Annotated in this window: 13 protein-coding genes; 5 read left to right on the top strand and 8 right to left on the bottom strand. The window is 68.1% G+C overall.

What is annotated here, in order from left to right:
• Position 1: 1 nt before the first annotated feature.
• The 8 genes from ACFV3E_RS28970 to ACFV3E_RS28935 all read right to left on the bottom strand — a co-directional run bounded on the left by ACFV3E_RS28970 (position 2) and on the right by ACFV3E_RS28935 (position 7,586).
• Complete coding sequence (locus ACFV3E_RS28970) at positions 2-481, bottom strand: Ldh family oxidoreductase (RefSeq protein WP_500537318.1); 480 nt, start codon at positions 479-481, stop codon at positions 2-4.
• Entirely contained in the window at positions 478-1,938 is a 1,461-nt protein-coding gene (locus ACFV3E_RS28965) for an NAD-dependent succinate-semialdehyde dehydrogenase (protein ID WP_500537317.1), read from the bottom strand. The genes ACFV3E_RS28970 and ACFV3E_RS28965 overlap by 4 nt, the downstream gene beginning before the upstream one ends.
• Positions 1,939-2,014: 76 nt before the next feature.
• Entirely contained in the window at positions 2,015-2,173 is a 159-nt protein-coding gene (locus ACFV3E_RS28960; RefSeq protein ID WP_500537316.1) for a hypothetical protein, read from the bottom strand.
• A 35-nt stretch (positions 2,174-2,208) separates the two neighbouring features.
• Complete coding sequence (locus ACFV3E_RS28955; RefSeq protein ID WP_500537315.1) at positions 2,209-3,285, bottom strand: ABC transporter ATP-binding protein; 1,077 nt, start codon at positions 3,283-3,285, stop codon at positions 2,209-2,211.
• A complete protein-coding gene (locus tag ACFV3E_RS28950) occupies positions 3,285-4,352 on the bottom strand; it encodes an ABC transporter ATP-binding protein (protein WP_500537314.1) in 1,068 nt (355 codons plus the stop codon). Before ACFV3E_RS28950 ends, ACFV3E_RS28955 begins: the two co-directional genes overlap by 1 nt.
• On the bottom strand, positions 4,352-5,269 hold the full coding sequence (locus tag ACFV3E_RS28945) for a carbohydrate ABC transporter permease (protein WP_500537313.1): 918 nt from the start codon (positions 5,267-5,269) through the stop codon (positions 4,352-4,354). The genes ACFV3E_RS28950 and ACFV3E_RS28945 overlap by 1 nt, the downstream gene beginning before the upstream one ends.
• On the bottom strand, positions 5,269-6,135 hold the full coding sequence (locus ACFV3E_RS28940; RefSeq protein ID WP_500537312.1) for a carbohydrate ABC transporter permease: 867 nt from the start codon (positions 6,133-6,135) through the stop codon (positions 5,269-5,271). Before ACFV3E_RS28940 ends, ACFV3E_RS28945 begins: the two co-directional genes overlap by 1 nt.
• Positions 6,136-6,215: 80 nt before the next feature.
• The gene (locus tag ACFV3E_RS28935; protein ID WP_500537311.1) at positions 6,216-7,586 is read right to left on the bottom strand and encodes an extracellular solute-binding protein; all 1,371 of its coding nucleotides are present in this window, start codon (positions 7,584-7,586) and stop codon (positions 6,216-6,218) included.
• Positions 7,587-8,024: 438 nt separating this feature from the next.
• Here ACFV3E_RS28935 and ACFV3E_RS28930 point away from each other — a divergent pair, with 438 nt between their 5' ends.
• From ACFV3E_RS28930 to ACFV3E_RS28910, 5 genes are all read left to right on the top strand, one after another.
• Complete coding sequence (locus ACFV3E_RS28930; protein ID WP_500537310.1) at positions 8,025-8,759, top strand: GntR family transcriptional regulator; 735 nt, start codon at positions 8,025-8,027, stop codon at positions 8,757-8,759.
• A gap of 80 nt (positions 8,760-8,839) precedes the next feature.
• Positions 8,840-9,409 (top strand): DJ-1/PfpI family protein, encoded by a 570-nt coding sequence (locus tag ACFV3E_RS28925; RefSeq protein WP_500537309.1) that lies wholly within the window; start codon positions 8,840-8,842, stop codon positions 9,407-9,409.
• A 144-nt stretch (positions 9,410-9,553) separates the two neighbouring features.
• On the top strand, positions 9,554-9,781 hold the full coding sequence (locus ACFV3E_RS28920; RefSeq protein WP_500537308.1) for a hypothetical protein: 228 nt from the start codon (positions 9,554-9,556) through the stop codon (positions 9,779-9,781).
• A gap of 372 nt (positions 9,782-10,153) precedes the next feature.
• Positions 10,154-13,912 (top strand): ThuA domain-containing protein, encoded by a 3,759-nt coding sequence (locus ACFV3E_RS28915; RefSeq protein WP_500537307.1) that lies wholly within the window; start codon positions 10,154-10,156, stop codon positions 13,910-13,912.
• Positions 13,913-14,003: 91 nt separating this feature from the next.
• Positions 14,004-16,037 carry a ThuA domain-containing protein gene (locus ACFV3E_RS28910; RefSeq protein WP_500537306.1) on the top strand — a complete coding sequence of 678 codons (2,034 nt, stop codon included), beginning with the start codon at positions 14,004-14,006 and terminating at the stop codon, positions 16,035-16,037.
• Positions 16,038-16,162: the final 125 nt, after the last annotated feature.

Genomic DNA, 16,162 nt, shown 5'->3' with positions numbered 1-16,162 from the left:
GTCAGTGCCTCTCTGGAACGTCGGCGGTGATCTGCTGGGCGGACGTCCAGTTCACCTGCGAGACCGGGACGGCGTCGGCTGCCGGGTGGCGCAGGCGCGGGCCGGGCTCCCGGACTCGGTCGTGCCCGGGCGCCCTCGGGTCCATCGCGATGAAGACGTCGCCCCTGGTGGGCGGGTCAGTCGGGTCGAGGGTCCCGCGGACATCGTCGCCAAGGGCGGTACGAGTCAAGGTCGCGACCAGCACCTCGATCATGAGCCCGAGGGCGTAGCCTTTGGGACCACCGAAAGGGCTGATCGCCCCATCCACCGCCGCGGTCGCGTCTGTGGCGCGCACACCGGCGGAGTCGACGGCGTCCCCGGGTGCCGGCGGATTCGTGCCGGCCATGGCCCGGGTCCCGCCCCACGGGTGGAGGCCGGTCAGGTCATGTGTGCACAGGGCGCGGTGATCCTCGGCGGGCACCCGGAGCAGCAAACCGGTCACGGTAGGTCGATCGCCGCGTAGGTGACGTCGAGGTACTCAAGGATGCCCTCGTGCGACCCCTCCTTGCCGATCCCGGACTGCTTCACGCCTCCGAACGGAGCTGACGGGTCCGAGATCAGACCGCGGTTGATGCCGACCATCCCCGTGTCCAGCCCCTCGGTGAACCGGAGCGCCCGTTGGAGGTCACGGGTGAAGACGTATCCGGCCAGGCCGTGCTCGGTGTCGTTGGCCTTCGCCATGACCTCCTCGTCGGACGTGAACGAGATGATCGGCGCCACCGGGCCGAAGATTTCCGCCTGCAGTATCCGCGCGTCTTCGGGCACGTCGACGATGACCGTAGGCGGGTAGAAATGGCCTGGCCCATCCGGACGCTCGCCGCCCACCAAGACACGGGCGCCGCGATTGACCGCGTCGGCGACGAGCTCGTCGATCTCGGTGACCGAGGCCTCGTCGATCAACGCCCCGACGTCCACGCCGTCGTCGAGACCATGGCCCACCGAGAGCGCGCCCATCCGCTGGGCGAAGCGCGCCGTGAACTCCTCGCGCACCGGCTCCTCGACGTAGATTCGGTTCGCCGCGATGCAGGACTCCCCGATGTTGCGCATCTTGGCCACCATGGCACCGTCGAGCGCGACGTCCAGGTCCGCGTCGGCACACACGATCAAGGCCGCGTTGCCGCCCAGTTCCATGGAGGTGCGCAGCACGTTGTCCGCCGCCTGTCGTAACAGCACGCGCCCGACCTCGGTCGACCCGGTGAACGAAAGCTTGCGGGTCCGACGGTCGGCCAGCAGTGCGGAGACCACCTCGCCGGAACGCTCGGTTGTCACGACGTTGACGACGCCCGGGGGAACGCCGACCTCCTCCATGATGCGGGCCAGGAACAGCATGGTGAGTGGCGTCCGGGCTGCCGGCTTGGTGATCGTCGTGCAGCCCGCCGCCAGCGCAGGAGCGATCTTCCGGGCACCCATGGCCAACGGAAAGTTCCAGGGCGTCACGAAGACGCACGGTCCGACCGGCTTCGGCACGGTGAGGATGCGATATCCACCAGCGGGAGCGGCGTTGTAGCGCCCCTCGACGCGCACCGCCTCCTCGGCGAACCAACGGAAGAACTCGGCACCGTAGGCCACCTCTCCCCGAGCCTCGGCGAGCGGCTTGCCCATCTCGAGCGTTATCAGCCGGGCGACCTCCTCGGATCGCTCGGTCAGTGCCCGGTACGTCGCGGTCAACAACTCTGACCGCTTTCGCGGCGGGGTCGCCGCCCACTCCGCCATTGCCTTGCTCGCCGCGTCCAGAGCGGCGAGCCCGTCGACGACGCCGGCGCCCGCCACCTCGGCGATGGTCTTGCCGGTGGCCGGGTCCTCGACGACAAAGGTGCCTCCGCCGGCGGCGTCGCGCCAGACGTCGCCAATCCGGAGCCGCCGGTGTTCAGGGTCCAAGACGTCCATCGGGTCACTCATTGCGTCGCCTCCTGTGATGTTCTTGGTGATGTCCGGCGTGACCTCAGCGATCGCGCCACGCGCGTTGACGAACGGGTCACACGACCTCGTCGGGGTCGAGGTTGCCGAGCAGGTCGAACGTGGCCCTGGTTGCAGGGCGACGCCCCGCGCCACCGATCGCCTTCTCGGGCCATGGCTGCTTCAGCGTCATCAAGGCGTGCTCACCGGTGACGGTCCGCCGAGGCTCGATTGCCACGTGCGGGCGCATGGTGACGTCGCCACCCTGCGCGGTTACCTCCCGGCCTCGGACAGTGCCAGCCCGGTGCCCGCGTCGAACAGGTGCGCACGGTCCAGGTCGACCGTGACAAGGAGCCGCTCGCCCGGCGTACCCGTGACGGTGGGTCGTGCCTTGACCTTGAGGAGCTCCGTCCCCACTCGGACGTCGACCACCGTTCGGTCGCCGAGCGGCTCAAGGCCGTAGAGCTCACCCGACAACGACGCGTCCCCGCGCTGCTCGACGGACAGGTCCTCTGCCCGCAGGCCCAGCAGCAGCGGACGACGGTCTTCAGCCGTGGTCCAGCGGGGCCGCGGCAGCGTCCAGCCTTCCGCCCCGACCAGACGATCCCCCTCGGCGTGGCAGGGGAGGAGGCTGATCGGCGGGCTCCCGACGAAGCCTGCGATCCACTGGTTGGCTGGTCGCTCGTACACCTCGGTCGGCGTTCCGACCTGTTGCACCTTCCCCTCCTTGAGGACCGCGACCTGGTCGGCCATGGACAGGGCCTCGACCTGGTCGTTGGTCACGTGGACGAAGGTTCCCCCGAGACTCCGGTGGATGCGGGTAAGCTCGGTGCGCATCTCGACGCGGAGCTTGAGGTCGAGGTTCGTCAGCGGCTCGTCCATGAGAAACGCGCGCGGGCGACGGACCAGCGCCCGGGCCAGGGCGACACGCTGCATCTCACCGCCCGACATCTGCGCGGGACGACGCTGCAGCAGACGTTCGATGTGCAGCAGACTCGACATCCGCTCGACGGCAGCGGCGATCTCGCTCGAGGAACAGCGGCGTGCCCGCAGCGGCGAAGCGATGTTCTCGTACGCCGTGAGTCGCGGGTAGAGGGCGTAGCTCTGGAAGACCATGGCCAGGTCGCGTGCGGCCGGGGAGTCACCGGTCGCGTCCCTCCCGTCCAGATGCACCGACCCGGCGTCAAGCTGCTCAAGGCCGGCGATCGCTCGCAGGGTCGTCGTCTTGCCTGCCCCGGAGGGCCCGAGCACGACGAAGAAGGAGCCGTCCGGCACGTCCAGCGTCACCCCGTCCAGGGCCTGGACCTTGCCGAAGGACTTGCACAGCCCGTGCACTGCCACGGTTCCCATCAGGCCACCAGCTCTTCCGTGCTCACGTCGTAGACCGGCGGGGGCCCGCCGGTGTGCCGCAGCCCTACCGGCGCGCCGGCGGCGAAACGGACAGTCGGTGGCATCCGAACCCGTACGTCGCGCCGGCCGCCGTGGTCGACCACGGCGATGACTTCGTCTCCCAGCCACTCCGCCGAGACCACGCGGCCCGGGGCCGAACGCTCCGCCCCTGGTTCTGTGACTTCCAGCGCCTCCGGCCGGACGCCTGCGACCAGGCGACGGTCGCGCGGCAGGCTCGGCGGTGGCGGAAGGACCAGTCCGCCCTGACTGCGCAGCTTCCCGTCGGCCACCTCCACCTCGATCAGGTTCATCGGCGGGGAGCCGATGAACGCGGCACAGAAAAGACTCGCCGGACGGTCGTAGACCTCCAGCGGCGTGCCGATCTGCTCGACGCGGCCCTTGTTGAGGATGGCGATTCTGTGGCCGAGCGACATCGCCTCGACCTGGTCGTGGGTGACGTAGACCATCGTCGTCCCCAGTTCCCCCTGCAGGTGCTTGATCTCCGTGCGCATGTCCGCCCTCAGCTCCGCGTCCAGATTGGTGAGGGGTTCGTCCATGAGGAAGGCGCGCGGTCGTCGCACCAGGGCGCGAGCAAGCGCGACGCGCTGCTGCTCCCCGCCGGACAGCCGGTGCGGTCGCCGGTCCAGGAGCGGACCGAGCCGCATCAGCCGGGCGGCCTCGTCGACCCGCTCGCGCACCTCCGCCTTGGGCAGTCCCTCGGCCCGCAGGGGGAACGCCAGGTTGTCGCGGGTTCTCAGGTGGGGGTAGAGAGCGTAGAACTGGAACACCATGGCGATGTCGCGCTCGGCGGGCGGCAGGTCGTTGACCAGCGTGTCGCCGATGCGGATGTCGCCCGTCGTCTGCCTCTCCAGGCCGGCTACGGCTCGCAGCGTGGTCGTCTTGCCGCAGCCCGATGGGCCGAGCATCACGAACAGCTCGCCGTCGCCGATGGACAGGTCCACGTGATCGACTGCGACCGTCCCGTCCGGGTAGCGCTTGTGCAGCGCGGTCACCTCGATGCCCGCCATCAGCGTCGCACCGCCCCGAGCGTCACACCGGCGACGAGGTGCTTGCGGACCAGGTAGGCGAAGACGAGGACCGGTAGGGCGAACACGACGGAGGCGGCGGCCACGAGACCCCAGTCCACGGTGGTTCCACCGATGAGGCCGGCGATGGCAGGCGGGGCTGTCCGGACGCTGTCGCTGGAGGTGAGGAAGATGGCGAACACGAACTCGTTCCACGAGAAGATGAGTGCGAAGACCGCTGTCGCGGCGATGCCGGGCAGGAGCAGGGGAAGGGTGAATCGGCGGAACGCCTGCAAGCGGGTGTAGCCGTCGAGCATGGCGGCATCCTCGTACTCTGCGGGCACCTCGTCGACGAAGCCCTTCATCATCCAGATCGTGAACGGGACGTTGAACGCGGCGTAGATGAGGATCAGGCCGAGCTTGGTGTCGATGAGTCCGACTTGGCGGTACATGAGGAAGATCGGGATCACGACCACCACGGGCGGCATGAAGCGGGTGGACAGGATGAAGAACAGTTGGTCCTTCTTGGCCTTCACGGCGAAGCGTGAGTAGGCCCAGGCAGCCGGGACCCCCAGCACGGTGGCCAGCGCCGTGGAGACCCCGGCGACCACGACGGAGTTGAGGAACGAGACGGACAAGGCCGAGCGACCGCCGCCGGAGGCGACGAACACGTCCTTGAAATGGCCCATCGTGACCTTGAAGTCGAAGAACTTGGCCGGGACGGCATAGACGTCCCGGTTCTCCTTGACGGATGTCTCGATCATCCACAGCACCGGAAAGAGCATCACGACGGCCAGTACGGTCAGCAGCGCGACCTCCAGCACGGAACGGCCCCGGCCCCGGCCGCGGAGGCGACGCGCGGGCGGCGTGTGATCCCGGACAGGATCTGTGGACGCGGCCTTGTCGACGGATACGGCCATCAGTCCTCCTTGAGCTTGTTCAAGTAGCGCAGGTAGAGCTGCGTGAGGACGATGACGACGAGGACCATGAGGATCCCGTACGCCGAGGCGGTTCCGGTGTTGAAGCCCAGGAACGCGACCTTGTAGACGTGGAACGACAACGTCTCGGTGGAGACCCCCGGACCTCCGCTGGTGAGGATGTAGACGAGGTCGAACAGCCGGAAGGCCTCGATGGCCCTGAACAACACCGCAATGAGGAGCAGCGGCCACACCAGCGGAAGAGTGATGGTGCGGAACCGGAACCACTCGGACGCCCGGTCGATCGAGGCGGCCTCGTACAGGTACTTGGGAACCGCGGTGAGGCCCGCGAGTGCGATGAGCATGATGAACGGCGTCCATTGCCAGGTGTCGACCACGATCAGGGACATCAGTGCCGTTCGCTGCTGGGTGAGCCACTCCACCTGCCCCATGCCGAGCGAGCCGAGCAAGCTGTTGATCACGCCGAATTGCGCGTCGAGCATGAATCGCCAGAACAGCCCGACCACGACCGGCGACAGCATCATCGGGACCAGGAACAAAGTGGTCAGCAGTCCTCGCCCGTGCGTGCGCCGTGAGATCAGGTAGGCGATGGAGAAGCCGAGCACGGTTTGCAGGGTGACCGCGCCGACCACGTAGATCAACGTCGTCAGGGCCCTCAGGTGGACCTGCGCCGACGTCAGGATGGCGGTGTAGTTCTCGAACCAGATGAAATGGGCCGGCCCCCCGCGGGTGGCCGAGTAGTCGGTGAACGACAGGTACAACGCCCACAGCAACGGGAACACCGACATGCCGAGCAGCAGCAGCAGCGCCGGGGAGATGAAGGCCACGGCGAGCCCGCGGTCGCTCAAGCGGCGGGACCGACTTGGTGCAGGCGGCGTCGTGGACGCCACCTGCCGGGCGTGGTCGGTCGTCAGAGGAATGGGGTCACTCACAGTCCGCCGCCGCCCTTGCGGCTGCCGGAGTCGAGCACGCTCTGCTGTTCCTTGGCGATGTCGTCGAGCGCGTCCTTCGGCTTTTCCGCGCCGTTGAGAGCCGCGTTCACGTTGGTGTTCTCGATGTCGACGAGGCGCGCGTACTCGGGCACGTTCCACATGTCCCGCATCCGCGGAACCGAGTCGGCGTACACCTGGTTGAACGGCCCGGCATTGAGGAACTCGGGCGACTGCAGGGCGTCCGTGCGCGCGGGCACGCCACCAGCCGCGGCCCACTTCTTCTGGATGTCAGCCCGCTCGAACCACTTCATGAAGTTCAGGGCCTCCGCCTGCTTCGCTTCTGAGGAGTAGGCCGACACGTGCATCCCCATGCCGCCGAGAGGCACCAGGTTCGTCTTCTGGCTCGGCAGGGTGGCAAAACCGAGCTTGTCGAGGATCTGCTCCCGCGTGGTGCCGAGCGTCGACTGCTTCGGGTCGAGCAGGCCGCCGCTCGCGGCGATCCAGTTGAACGCGATGCATGCCTTGCCCTGGGCGACCGCCGCGTTCACCTCGTCGATGAACCAGTTGCCGGAGCCCTTGGCGGTCAGCGGCTTCATCTTGTTGACCAGGACGTCCATCGCCTCATGGCCCGCGGTGTCGTTGAGGACGCCGTCGATCTTGCGCGTCTTGGAGTCCCAGAGGTTGCCGCCGTAGACGCCGTTGACCGTGTTGTAGGTTACGGCCGCGGCGTCGGAGCCGTTGGCCTGGTGGAAAGCCAGCCCGCTGACGCCGGGGTGGTCCGCCTGGCACTTCTCGGCGACTGAGATCATCTCGTCCCAGGTCTGCGGTGGCTTGTCGCCGATCAGGTCCTTGCGGTAGATCATCGTCCAGGTGTCGCCGAGCAGCGGCAGTCCGTACATGCTGGCGTTCTCGTCGCGCTTGCCGGTCTCCGCCTGGGGGAACTGGCCGTAGGCCGCCAGGAGGTACGGGTTGTAGGCCTGGACGTCGATGTTCTTCTTGACGAAGTCGGTGATGTCGAGGATGTTGCCGTTCGTCACGGCCTCGCCGATGTGTTGCGAGTCCAGGATCGGGATGTCGAAGTCGGTACGGTGCGCTGCGAACTGGGTGAACATCGCGTCGTGCCAGTTCGCGTTCGGCACGGTGTTGACCTTGATGGTGACGTTCGGCCGCTCCTTGGCGTACTCCGCGTTCGCGAAGGCTTCCAGCGCGTGGGCGGGGGGCCAGTCGAACCAGATGAAGCTGAGGGTCAGCGGGTCCTTGGTGAGCTCCGGGATGGTCGCCGGTGCCTTGGGGGCGCTCGCCTGCGTGTCGCCGCCGCAAGCCGCCACGGTCGTGGCCACCAATATGGCCGCCGTCGCCAGCTGCACCTTTCGACCGGGAACGGACAGTCGTCCTACTGGCTTGGGATACCGCATCCTCGTGCCTGCTTTCTGGGTCGGGACTTCTGGAGCCTTGCTGCGTGCTTCGCCGCGCAGTTGCTGGGTGCAGGCGTGTCGCCGGCTGTCGCGGGGGCTGACCGGCGGACCGGCGTCACGAGTGCGCCGCGACGTCATGGGGGCTTCAGGCGGTCGAGAGGCCCTTCGGTCCTTGTGTGGCCCGATGGCGAACCGAGCAGGACGTCGAGCATGCTCAGGGGAGCTTCAGGTGGTCGAAGCGGAGCGCTGGAGGGCGGTTCCGCGATGGGGTGAAGGATGGCTGGCGTCCGTCACGTTTCCTATACGATCCAAGCGGCGGCATCAACATCCCGCAGCATGCGACCCGTGTCAACAGGTTCGCAAAGACGTAAGAAAGGACCTCACGTCACGATGGACGACGAAGCGATGATCGCGAGGGGCCGTGGGGCCATGACGGGCGAAACGCCGCCGGGAAGATCTCGTGGCCGGCTTGCCGACGACGTGTACGACACGCTGCTCGGACAGCTGATGTCGCTACGGATCGAGCCTGGCTCCCGCGTCACGATCGACGTCCTGGCGCGAGAGCTGGGGGTCTCGCAGACGCCGATCCGAGACGCTCTGAACCGGATGGAGGCCGAGGGCCTGGTCGTGCGCGTCCCCCACGCCGGCTATCACATCCCCCCCCAGATCACCCGCCGGCGATTCGAGGACATGCTTGAGCTCCGCCTGCTCCTCGAGCCGGCAGCGGCGCGCAGATCCGCCGAACGCGCATCCTTGCAGCAGGTGGCCGGTCTGCGACACATGCTGGAGGAGATGGCGGAGCTGGAGGGGGGCAGCGGGCCCATGGCCTATGGCGCCTTCGGGCTCCGCGACGCCGCTTTTCACGATCTCGTCGCCCTGAGCGCGGAGAACCAGGTCATCCGCGACGCGCTTGCCCGCCTGCACACGCACGTGCACCTGTTCCGGCTTCTCCACGACTCCCAGGTCACTCACTTGGCCATGGCCGAGCACGAAGAAGTTGTGGCCGCGATCGCCGCGCGCGACCCCGACGCCGCCGCCTACGCCATGCGTCGGCACATCCTGCTGTCCGGCGAGCGGTTCCGACGATTGCTCGACGAGGCCGAGGGCTCGGACGGAATGGTGTAAAGGCTTGACGGGCGGACTGGGCCGAGGAATGCTCACACATCGGATCGGATCGGATCTGCCTCAGATGCGAGGAGAAGCAGGTGCCCAGAGCGCTACTCCTGACCGGCGACGCCGCCGAGGAGCTCGACACCATGTATCCCTACTATCGCGTGCAGGAGGGCGGCTGGGATGTTGACGTCTCGTCACGGACCATGCGTGACGTTCAGCTGGTCATCCACGAGTTCGACCCCAACTCCGACGCCTACGTGGAGAAGAACGGCCGCAAGCTGCCGGTCGACGTTCCCTGGGCCGAGGTCGACGTCGAGCGCTATGACGCCCTCATCATCCCCGGGGGACGTGCCCCCGAGTGGATCCGGGTCGACGCCGACGTCAGGCGCATCACCGAGCACTTCTTCGCGCGCAACCTCCCGATCGCGCTGGTGTGCCACGGCGCGCAGGTCCCGGCTGTGTACGGACTGCTGAAGGGCCGGAAGACAGCGTGCTTCCCTCCCATCACCGGCGACATGGAGAACGCGGGCGCGACGGTCATCGACGCTCCCGACGTCGTGGACGGCAACCTCGTCTCCTGCCGGGGATGGCCCGACATGCCGCAATTCGGCAGGGCGATGATGGAGCTCTTTGCGAAATCCATCAACTCCGCATCGGCATGACCACACCTGGCCTGCCCTGATGAAGCCCGAGCCACTCGCCGACCTGTGCCACCGCCATTGTCATGCGCCGGTCGCCAGAGGCCAGGCCTCTGGCGATGTCGGCCACCTGGTGGCTCGATCCCGGCCAACCTGTTCAACCCGCGAGTGATCGTCATCGGAGGCTGTTTCGCCTCGCCGGCCCATTGGCCGCTGCTCCACGCACAAGTTCAGCTGCGACGGCTCGTGGTGGCAGCTCCAGCCGCCCAGTGCCGATTCGTCGCCTCCACGCTCGGCTTCGGCGCCGCCTCCCGTGGCGCGGCGAGCATGGTGATCCACCACATCATCGACGACCCCACCGCGATCGTGGATTTCCCCAGGCCGGCACCTTACTGACGGCCCCACAGACCTGGAGACGGCACCCTCCAGCAACCGCAATATGCGCTACCACCACGTGGCAATAAGCGCGACGGCGCGCGCTGTGCCCGACATCCCCAGGAAGGGTTTTTCATGTCACCACGTCATCGAACGTGGGCCGGGCTGCTCGACGCAGCCCTGCCAGAAAGCGGACGACGCCCGAGACGTCGCACCGCGACCACGATGGCCTTAGCCCTCATCGCCCCTTTCCTCACACTCCTCGCGACGCCGGTGAGCGCCGTGACCCCCACGGCGGCTGAGCCCGCTTCCGTCGCTGCACCGGCGCCGCCGCAGCAGCCCGCGCCTCCCGCCAAGCCCGCACCACCAGACGCCCGCTTCAAGGTGCTCGTGGTGCGCAGCACCCAGGACGCGGTGTCGTCGGCCGGCCTCGCCGCGATCCAGGATGCGGCAAGAACCGGTCACTTCACGGCCGTGGCGCCCGGGCCCGCTGACGTGGGCGACCATTTCACGGAGAAGAAGCTGGCGCAGTACCGCGCGGTCGTATTCTTGGACACGGGTCTCGCGAGCCCGCTCACGGACGCGCAACGCGCGAACTTCGAGAGCTACTTCCGCGACGGCGGCGGCTTCGTCGGCGTCGGCTCGGCGGTCGAGACCGACGAGTCCTGGTCGTTCCTGACCGACATCCTGGGGACACGTGCGTCCGGCATGACCGACGTGCAATCGGGTGACGTGAAGGTCGCCGACCGCGTCCACGACGCGAGCAAGGATCTGCCGCAGATCTGGTCGCGGACCGACAAGTGGTACAACTTCAAGAAGAACGTCCGCGGTGTGTCACACGTCCTCGACACCGTCGTCGAGGACCCGTTCGGGCCGCAGCCACAGGGCGCCGACCTCGACGGGATCGCCGGGGGCACGATGGGCGCCGATCACCCGGTCTCGTGGTGCAAGGACTACCAGGGCGGCCGCTCGTTCTACACCGGCCTGGGCAACACGGCCGCGAGCTTCGACCCCGGCCTCACCAAGCACCTCAAGGGCGCGATCGGCTGGGCCGCGGGCCAGGCCGACCCGGCCTACAGCGATTGCGGCGCGACCGTGCTGGCCAACTACCAGCAGACGAAGATCGGCTCGCCGCCGAACCTGCAGGAGCCGATCGGCTTCGACCAGCTGCCTGACGGCCGCGTTCTGCAGACGGACCGCCTCGGCTCGCTGCGCATGCACGACTCGACCACGGGCGTCACCACGGTCGTCGCCAACTTCGCCGATCCGAGCCTGCCGATGACGCAGCAGATCTACTCCGCGGGCGAGGACGGGCTCTACGGCCCGGCGGTCGACGCCGACTTCGCGACCAACAAGTGGGTCTACCTCTACTACTCGGCGAAGGAGGTCACCGACGTCAAGCTGAGCGACGGATCGGTCGTCACCCAGATCACGCCGAACACCACCCCGCCGAACGTGGCAGCGTCCAAGACCGCGTGGGATCCGTACGTGGGCTATTTCCAGCTCAGCCGCTTCAAGTTCGTCGACGCCACCGACAGCACGCCGGCGCACCTCGACATGGGCTCCGAGCAGCAGATCATGCGCGTGCCGGTCAACCGCCAGGAGTGCTGCCACGTCGGGGGCGACATCGACTTCGACAAGCACGGCAACCTCTGGATGGTCACCGGCGATGACACGCCCGCGGGCGGCATCAACGGCGGCGGCTACGGGCCGTACAACTCGCAGAAGACCGACGAGCAGCAGACCGTGCGCGTCACCAACGCGACGGGCGGCACGTTCACGCTGACCTTCGAGGGCCAGACGACGGAGCCGATCGCGTGGAACGCGGATCGCAATGCGATCGACGCGGCGCTCGAGGCGCTCTCGAACATCGAGGCGGACGAGATCCAGACCAGCGGCGGCCCGGTCAACACGTCGAGCGTCAACGTGTTCTTCCGCCGCGGCAAGCAGCAGTCCGCTCAGCCGCAGATCACCGCCGACGGCGCCGGCCTGAGCGGCACCGCCACGCCGGCGATCGCCACCAACACGGCGCAGGAAGGCGGCTGGTATCAGCGGCTCACCGGTGACTCGCGCCGCACCGCACTGAACACCAACGACCTGCGCGGCAAGGTGCTGCGGATCAAGGTCAAGGACGGCAACATCTCCGCCGCCGACGCCAACAAGGCCGCCTTCGGCCCCGGCACGGGCGCCTACTCGATCCCGCCGGGCAACCTGTTCCCGCTGGTCGCGGGCAAGCCGCGAGACAAAACGCGGCCGGAAGTCTACGCGATGGGGTTCCGCAACCCGTTCCGGATCCAGGTCGACGAGAACGACGTGGCCTACATCGGCGACTACTCGCCCGACGCCCAGACACCGCAGCGCTCGCACGGCCCGGCGGGCACCGGCCGCTACGAGATCGTGCGCAAGCCGTCCAACTACGGCTGGCCGACGTGCTACAAGCGCGACCTCGCGCACTACCAGTGGAACTTCCACGAGTTCGCGCCCGGCACCACCACACCGGGCACGCCGCTGAACGACCCGCCTCAGAAGTTCGACTGCAACGGGCCGACGCAGCGCAACGACTCGCTGTGGAACATCGAGGGCGGTCCGACGGTCGAGCCGGGCCTGAGGGACGTCCCGCCGGTCACCGACCCGGACATCTGGTACTCCTACCGCGACAACAACACGAGCGCGCCGCTCGGCACCCCGTGCGAGGCCTACTACGCGCCGACCCCGGGCCCGATCGCGACCGGCTCGACGAGCGAATGCCCGCGGCTGTTCCCCGAGCTCTACACCGGCGGCGTCGGTCCGCACGGGGTCACGAAGTACCACTACGACCCGAAGAACCCGAACCCTCACAAGTTCCCGCCGTACTACGACGACTCGGTGATCATCAGCGAGTGGACGCAGGACACGCTGCGCGAGGTCAAGCTCGACAAGGGCACCAACCACGTCCAGAAGATCAACAACTTCCTGGACTGCGGCAGCCGTGCGAACGCCGGGGCAGGCACGTTCCGGTTCGAGTGCGACAACCCGATGGACTTGCAGTTCGGTTCTGACGGCGCGTTCTACCTGCTGACCTACGGCAACGGGTTCAACGTCATCAGCCCCGACGCGGGCATGTACAAGTGGGAGTACGTCAAGGGCAAGCGCGCGCCGAAGGCCGTGCTCACCACGGACCGCACCGACGGCTCAACGCCGCTGGCCGTGAAATTCTCCAGCGCCGGCTCGCTGGATGAGGATCCCGGCGACTCGATCCGCTACGAGTGGAACTTCGGCGACGGCTCGGCGATCGAGACCGACCCGAACCCGACACACACCTACACGCAGTCCGGCCGCTACACGGCCGTGCTGACCGTCCTCGACTCGTCCGGCAAGCAAACCTCGACCAGCACCGTGATCACCGTGGGCAACACGAGCCCGACGGTGGTCGTCGATACGCCGGTGGAGGGCGGGACGTTCGCGTTCGGCGAGGACATCCCGTTCTCGGTCACGGTCACCGACCCCGAGGACGGGACGGTGGATTGCTCCGAGGTGCAGGTGACGTTCGTGCTCGGCCACGACGCGCACGGCCACGCCGAGGAGTCCGTCAACGGCTGCTCGGGCGTGCTCCACACGGACGCCGACGACGTCTCACACGGCGGCAACGTCTCCGGCGTGGTCCAGGCGCGCTACACCGACCACGGCGGTCCGGGCGGCGTCCCGCAGCTGACCACGACCGGCCAGCACCAGATACGCCAGAAGCACCAGGAGGTGGAGTTCGTCGTCAACCAGTCCGGCACCAACACGGCGACCAACACCGACGGCGGCGCCGGCGTGCACCGCGGCAGCCTTGGCTCGGGCGACTGGCTCCAGCTCAACGGCCCATTCAACCTGACCAACATCGATTCGATGACGTTCCGCGCGGCGGACGCGGCGAACGGCCGCACGGCCGGGTCGCCGCTGGCGGCAATCGAGGTCCGTCAGGACTCGGTCACCGGACCGATCCTGACCACGGCCGACCTCGTGTCCACCGGCGGGACGGGAACCTGGACGAGCCAAACGTTCCCGGTCTCGATGTCCGGGACGCATGAGCTGTTCCTGGTGTTCCGCTCGGTCTCGTCCGGCGCCACGGGCGGCAACCTGTTCAACCTCAACTGGGCCGAGTTCATCGGCACGGGCGTCGGCACCTAGCGAACCCGCCCGTGCCGACGAACCGAATTCGTCGGCACGGGCATCCGCACCCAGCCCACCCGCCTGTATAGCGGCAGGAGAGAAGACACTCATGCGGAGAAGATTTCGCACATCGGCAGTGGCCGCCTTCCTGACGGCGGCCGCACTCACCCCCGCGACACCGTCATGGGCACAGGAAACGACACCGCCGACGATCAACGTGGCGACGCTGTCGCCCTCTGCGCCGACCGGCCAGAACAGCTGGTACACCGGCCCGGTGACGCTGAACGTGTCGGCGACCGACGACGTCGGCATCGCCAAGTTCCAGTACTCGCTCAACGGCGGCGCCGCCTACATCGACGTTCCCGTCGAGGGGGCGCCGACGTCGGCCACCGCGTCGGCGGTGATCACGCAGGAGGGCAACACCAGCGTCCGGTACCGCGCGGTCGACACGTCCGGAAACATCGCGGCGTTCCGCTCGATCTCGGTCCGGATCGACACGCGCGCGCCGGCTGCATCGTACCCGGCGATCACCAACGGTCACGTCGGTCACGTCGCCACGCTCATCCCGACGCGCACGGACCCCACCCCCGGCTCGGGCGCAGTGGCTGTGCTGAACATGTACCTCGACGGCAAGCTGGTCCCGCCGTTGCCGGTGCAGACCTCCGACCTGTCGCTCGGCGTGCACACGCTCGCGGTGCATCTCTCCGACGCTGCTTCCAGCAGCGCGAAGTACACGCAGACGTTCATCGTGACGACCTCGTTCGCGGACGTCGGCACGCTGATCAACCAGTTCGTGGCCGCCGGCAGCGTCCCGGCGGAGGTCGGCGAGGCGCTCCAAGCCAAGGTCGACCAGGCGAAGGCGCTCGCCGACGCCGGTTCGGCCAATCGCGCGACCCAGGTCCTGAACGGGTTCGTCTCGATCGCCGGCCGGATCCCGCCCGGCTCGGCCCGCAGCACACTCGTGGGCGATGCTCGCTACCTGATCGACCAGCTCAACGACCGGCTCGCGCCGGAGCCCGCGACGGGCCTCACGTCCGAGCCCGCGGAGGGCCCGAAGTTCATCCCGGACCCGGTGCTCGCCCCGCTCCCGCACAAGCCGGACGCCGACTACAACGTCCTCATCTTTTCCAAGACGACGGGCTTCCGGCACGACCACATCCCGCACACCGTGGCCGCGATCCAAAAGCTCGGCATCGCGAACAACTTCAACGTCGACGTCTACGACCCGCAACTCCCGACGGTCACGCTGCCCACGAGCCCCTTCCTGAGCCTCGACACGCTCAAGCAGTACGACACGATCGTCTTCGAGTCCAACGTCGGGCACCCGGGCCCGCTCAATGCGACCACCGAGCAGCCGAACTTCGAGGCCTACATGAAGCAGGGCGGCGGCTATGTCGGCATCCACGGCGCCGCCGACTCGTTCGAGGTCGGCACCTGGCCGTGGTACGGCAACCTCGCCGGTGGGTTCTTCACCAGCCATCCGAACGGCCAGAACGGGTTCGGCCAGTGCGGCAGCTGCATCCACGCCGAGGTGGTGACCGAGGACAAGACGCACCCGGCGACCGCGCATCTCCCTGCCCGGTGGATGACGGTCGACGAACTCTACAACTTCGACCGCAACATGCGGGCCGACGTGCACACGCTGCTGAGCCTCAACGAGGACAGCTACCAGCGCAGCCTCAACAGCGGCAACGCGGCCACCACCCCGCTGCGGCTGATGAACGGCGACCACCCGATCGCGTGGTGCCAGAACTGGGACGGTGGCAAGGCGTTCTCGAACATCCTCGGCCACTTCCGGACGCAGTACTACGACGACGCGTTCATGCAGATCATCCTCGGCGGGATCGAGACGACCGCCGACCGCACGGACGCCAACTGCTCGTCCTACCGCGAGACCAGCCTGCTGATAAAGGCTGACCGAGCCGCCGGGCTGCTGACCGCGGACGCCGCGGACGCCGCGGACGCCGCCCTGGACATCGCGCGGGACAGCTACCTGGCAACCAACTACACCACCGCCATCCCGGCGCTGAACTCGATCGTCGCCCTGGCGAACGACAAGGCCTCCGGCGACGCTGCGGCGCGTTCCGAGCTCGCGCGGCAGGCGCGCGAGCTGCGGGAGTGGATGCAGAACCTCAACCGCTGACCCGTTCACGCGGCGGGGGGGGGGGGTCGCCCCCCCCCCCCCCCCGGCCCCGGCCCCCCCCCCCCCGCGCCCGCGCCGCGCCGTCGACACGTACCCGAGACACCGTCAACGTCCGCCCCTAGCCC

The sequence above is a fragment of the Streptomyces sp. NPDC059718 genome, from assembly GCF_042733315.1.
In the GTDB taxonomy this organism is placed as follows: domain Bacteria; phylum Actinomycetota; class Actinomycetes; order Streptomycetales; family Streptomycetaceae; genus Actinacidiphila.
This window is presented reverse-complemented; position numbering and strand designations above follow the sequence as displayed.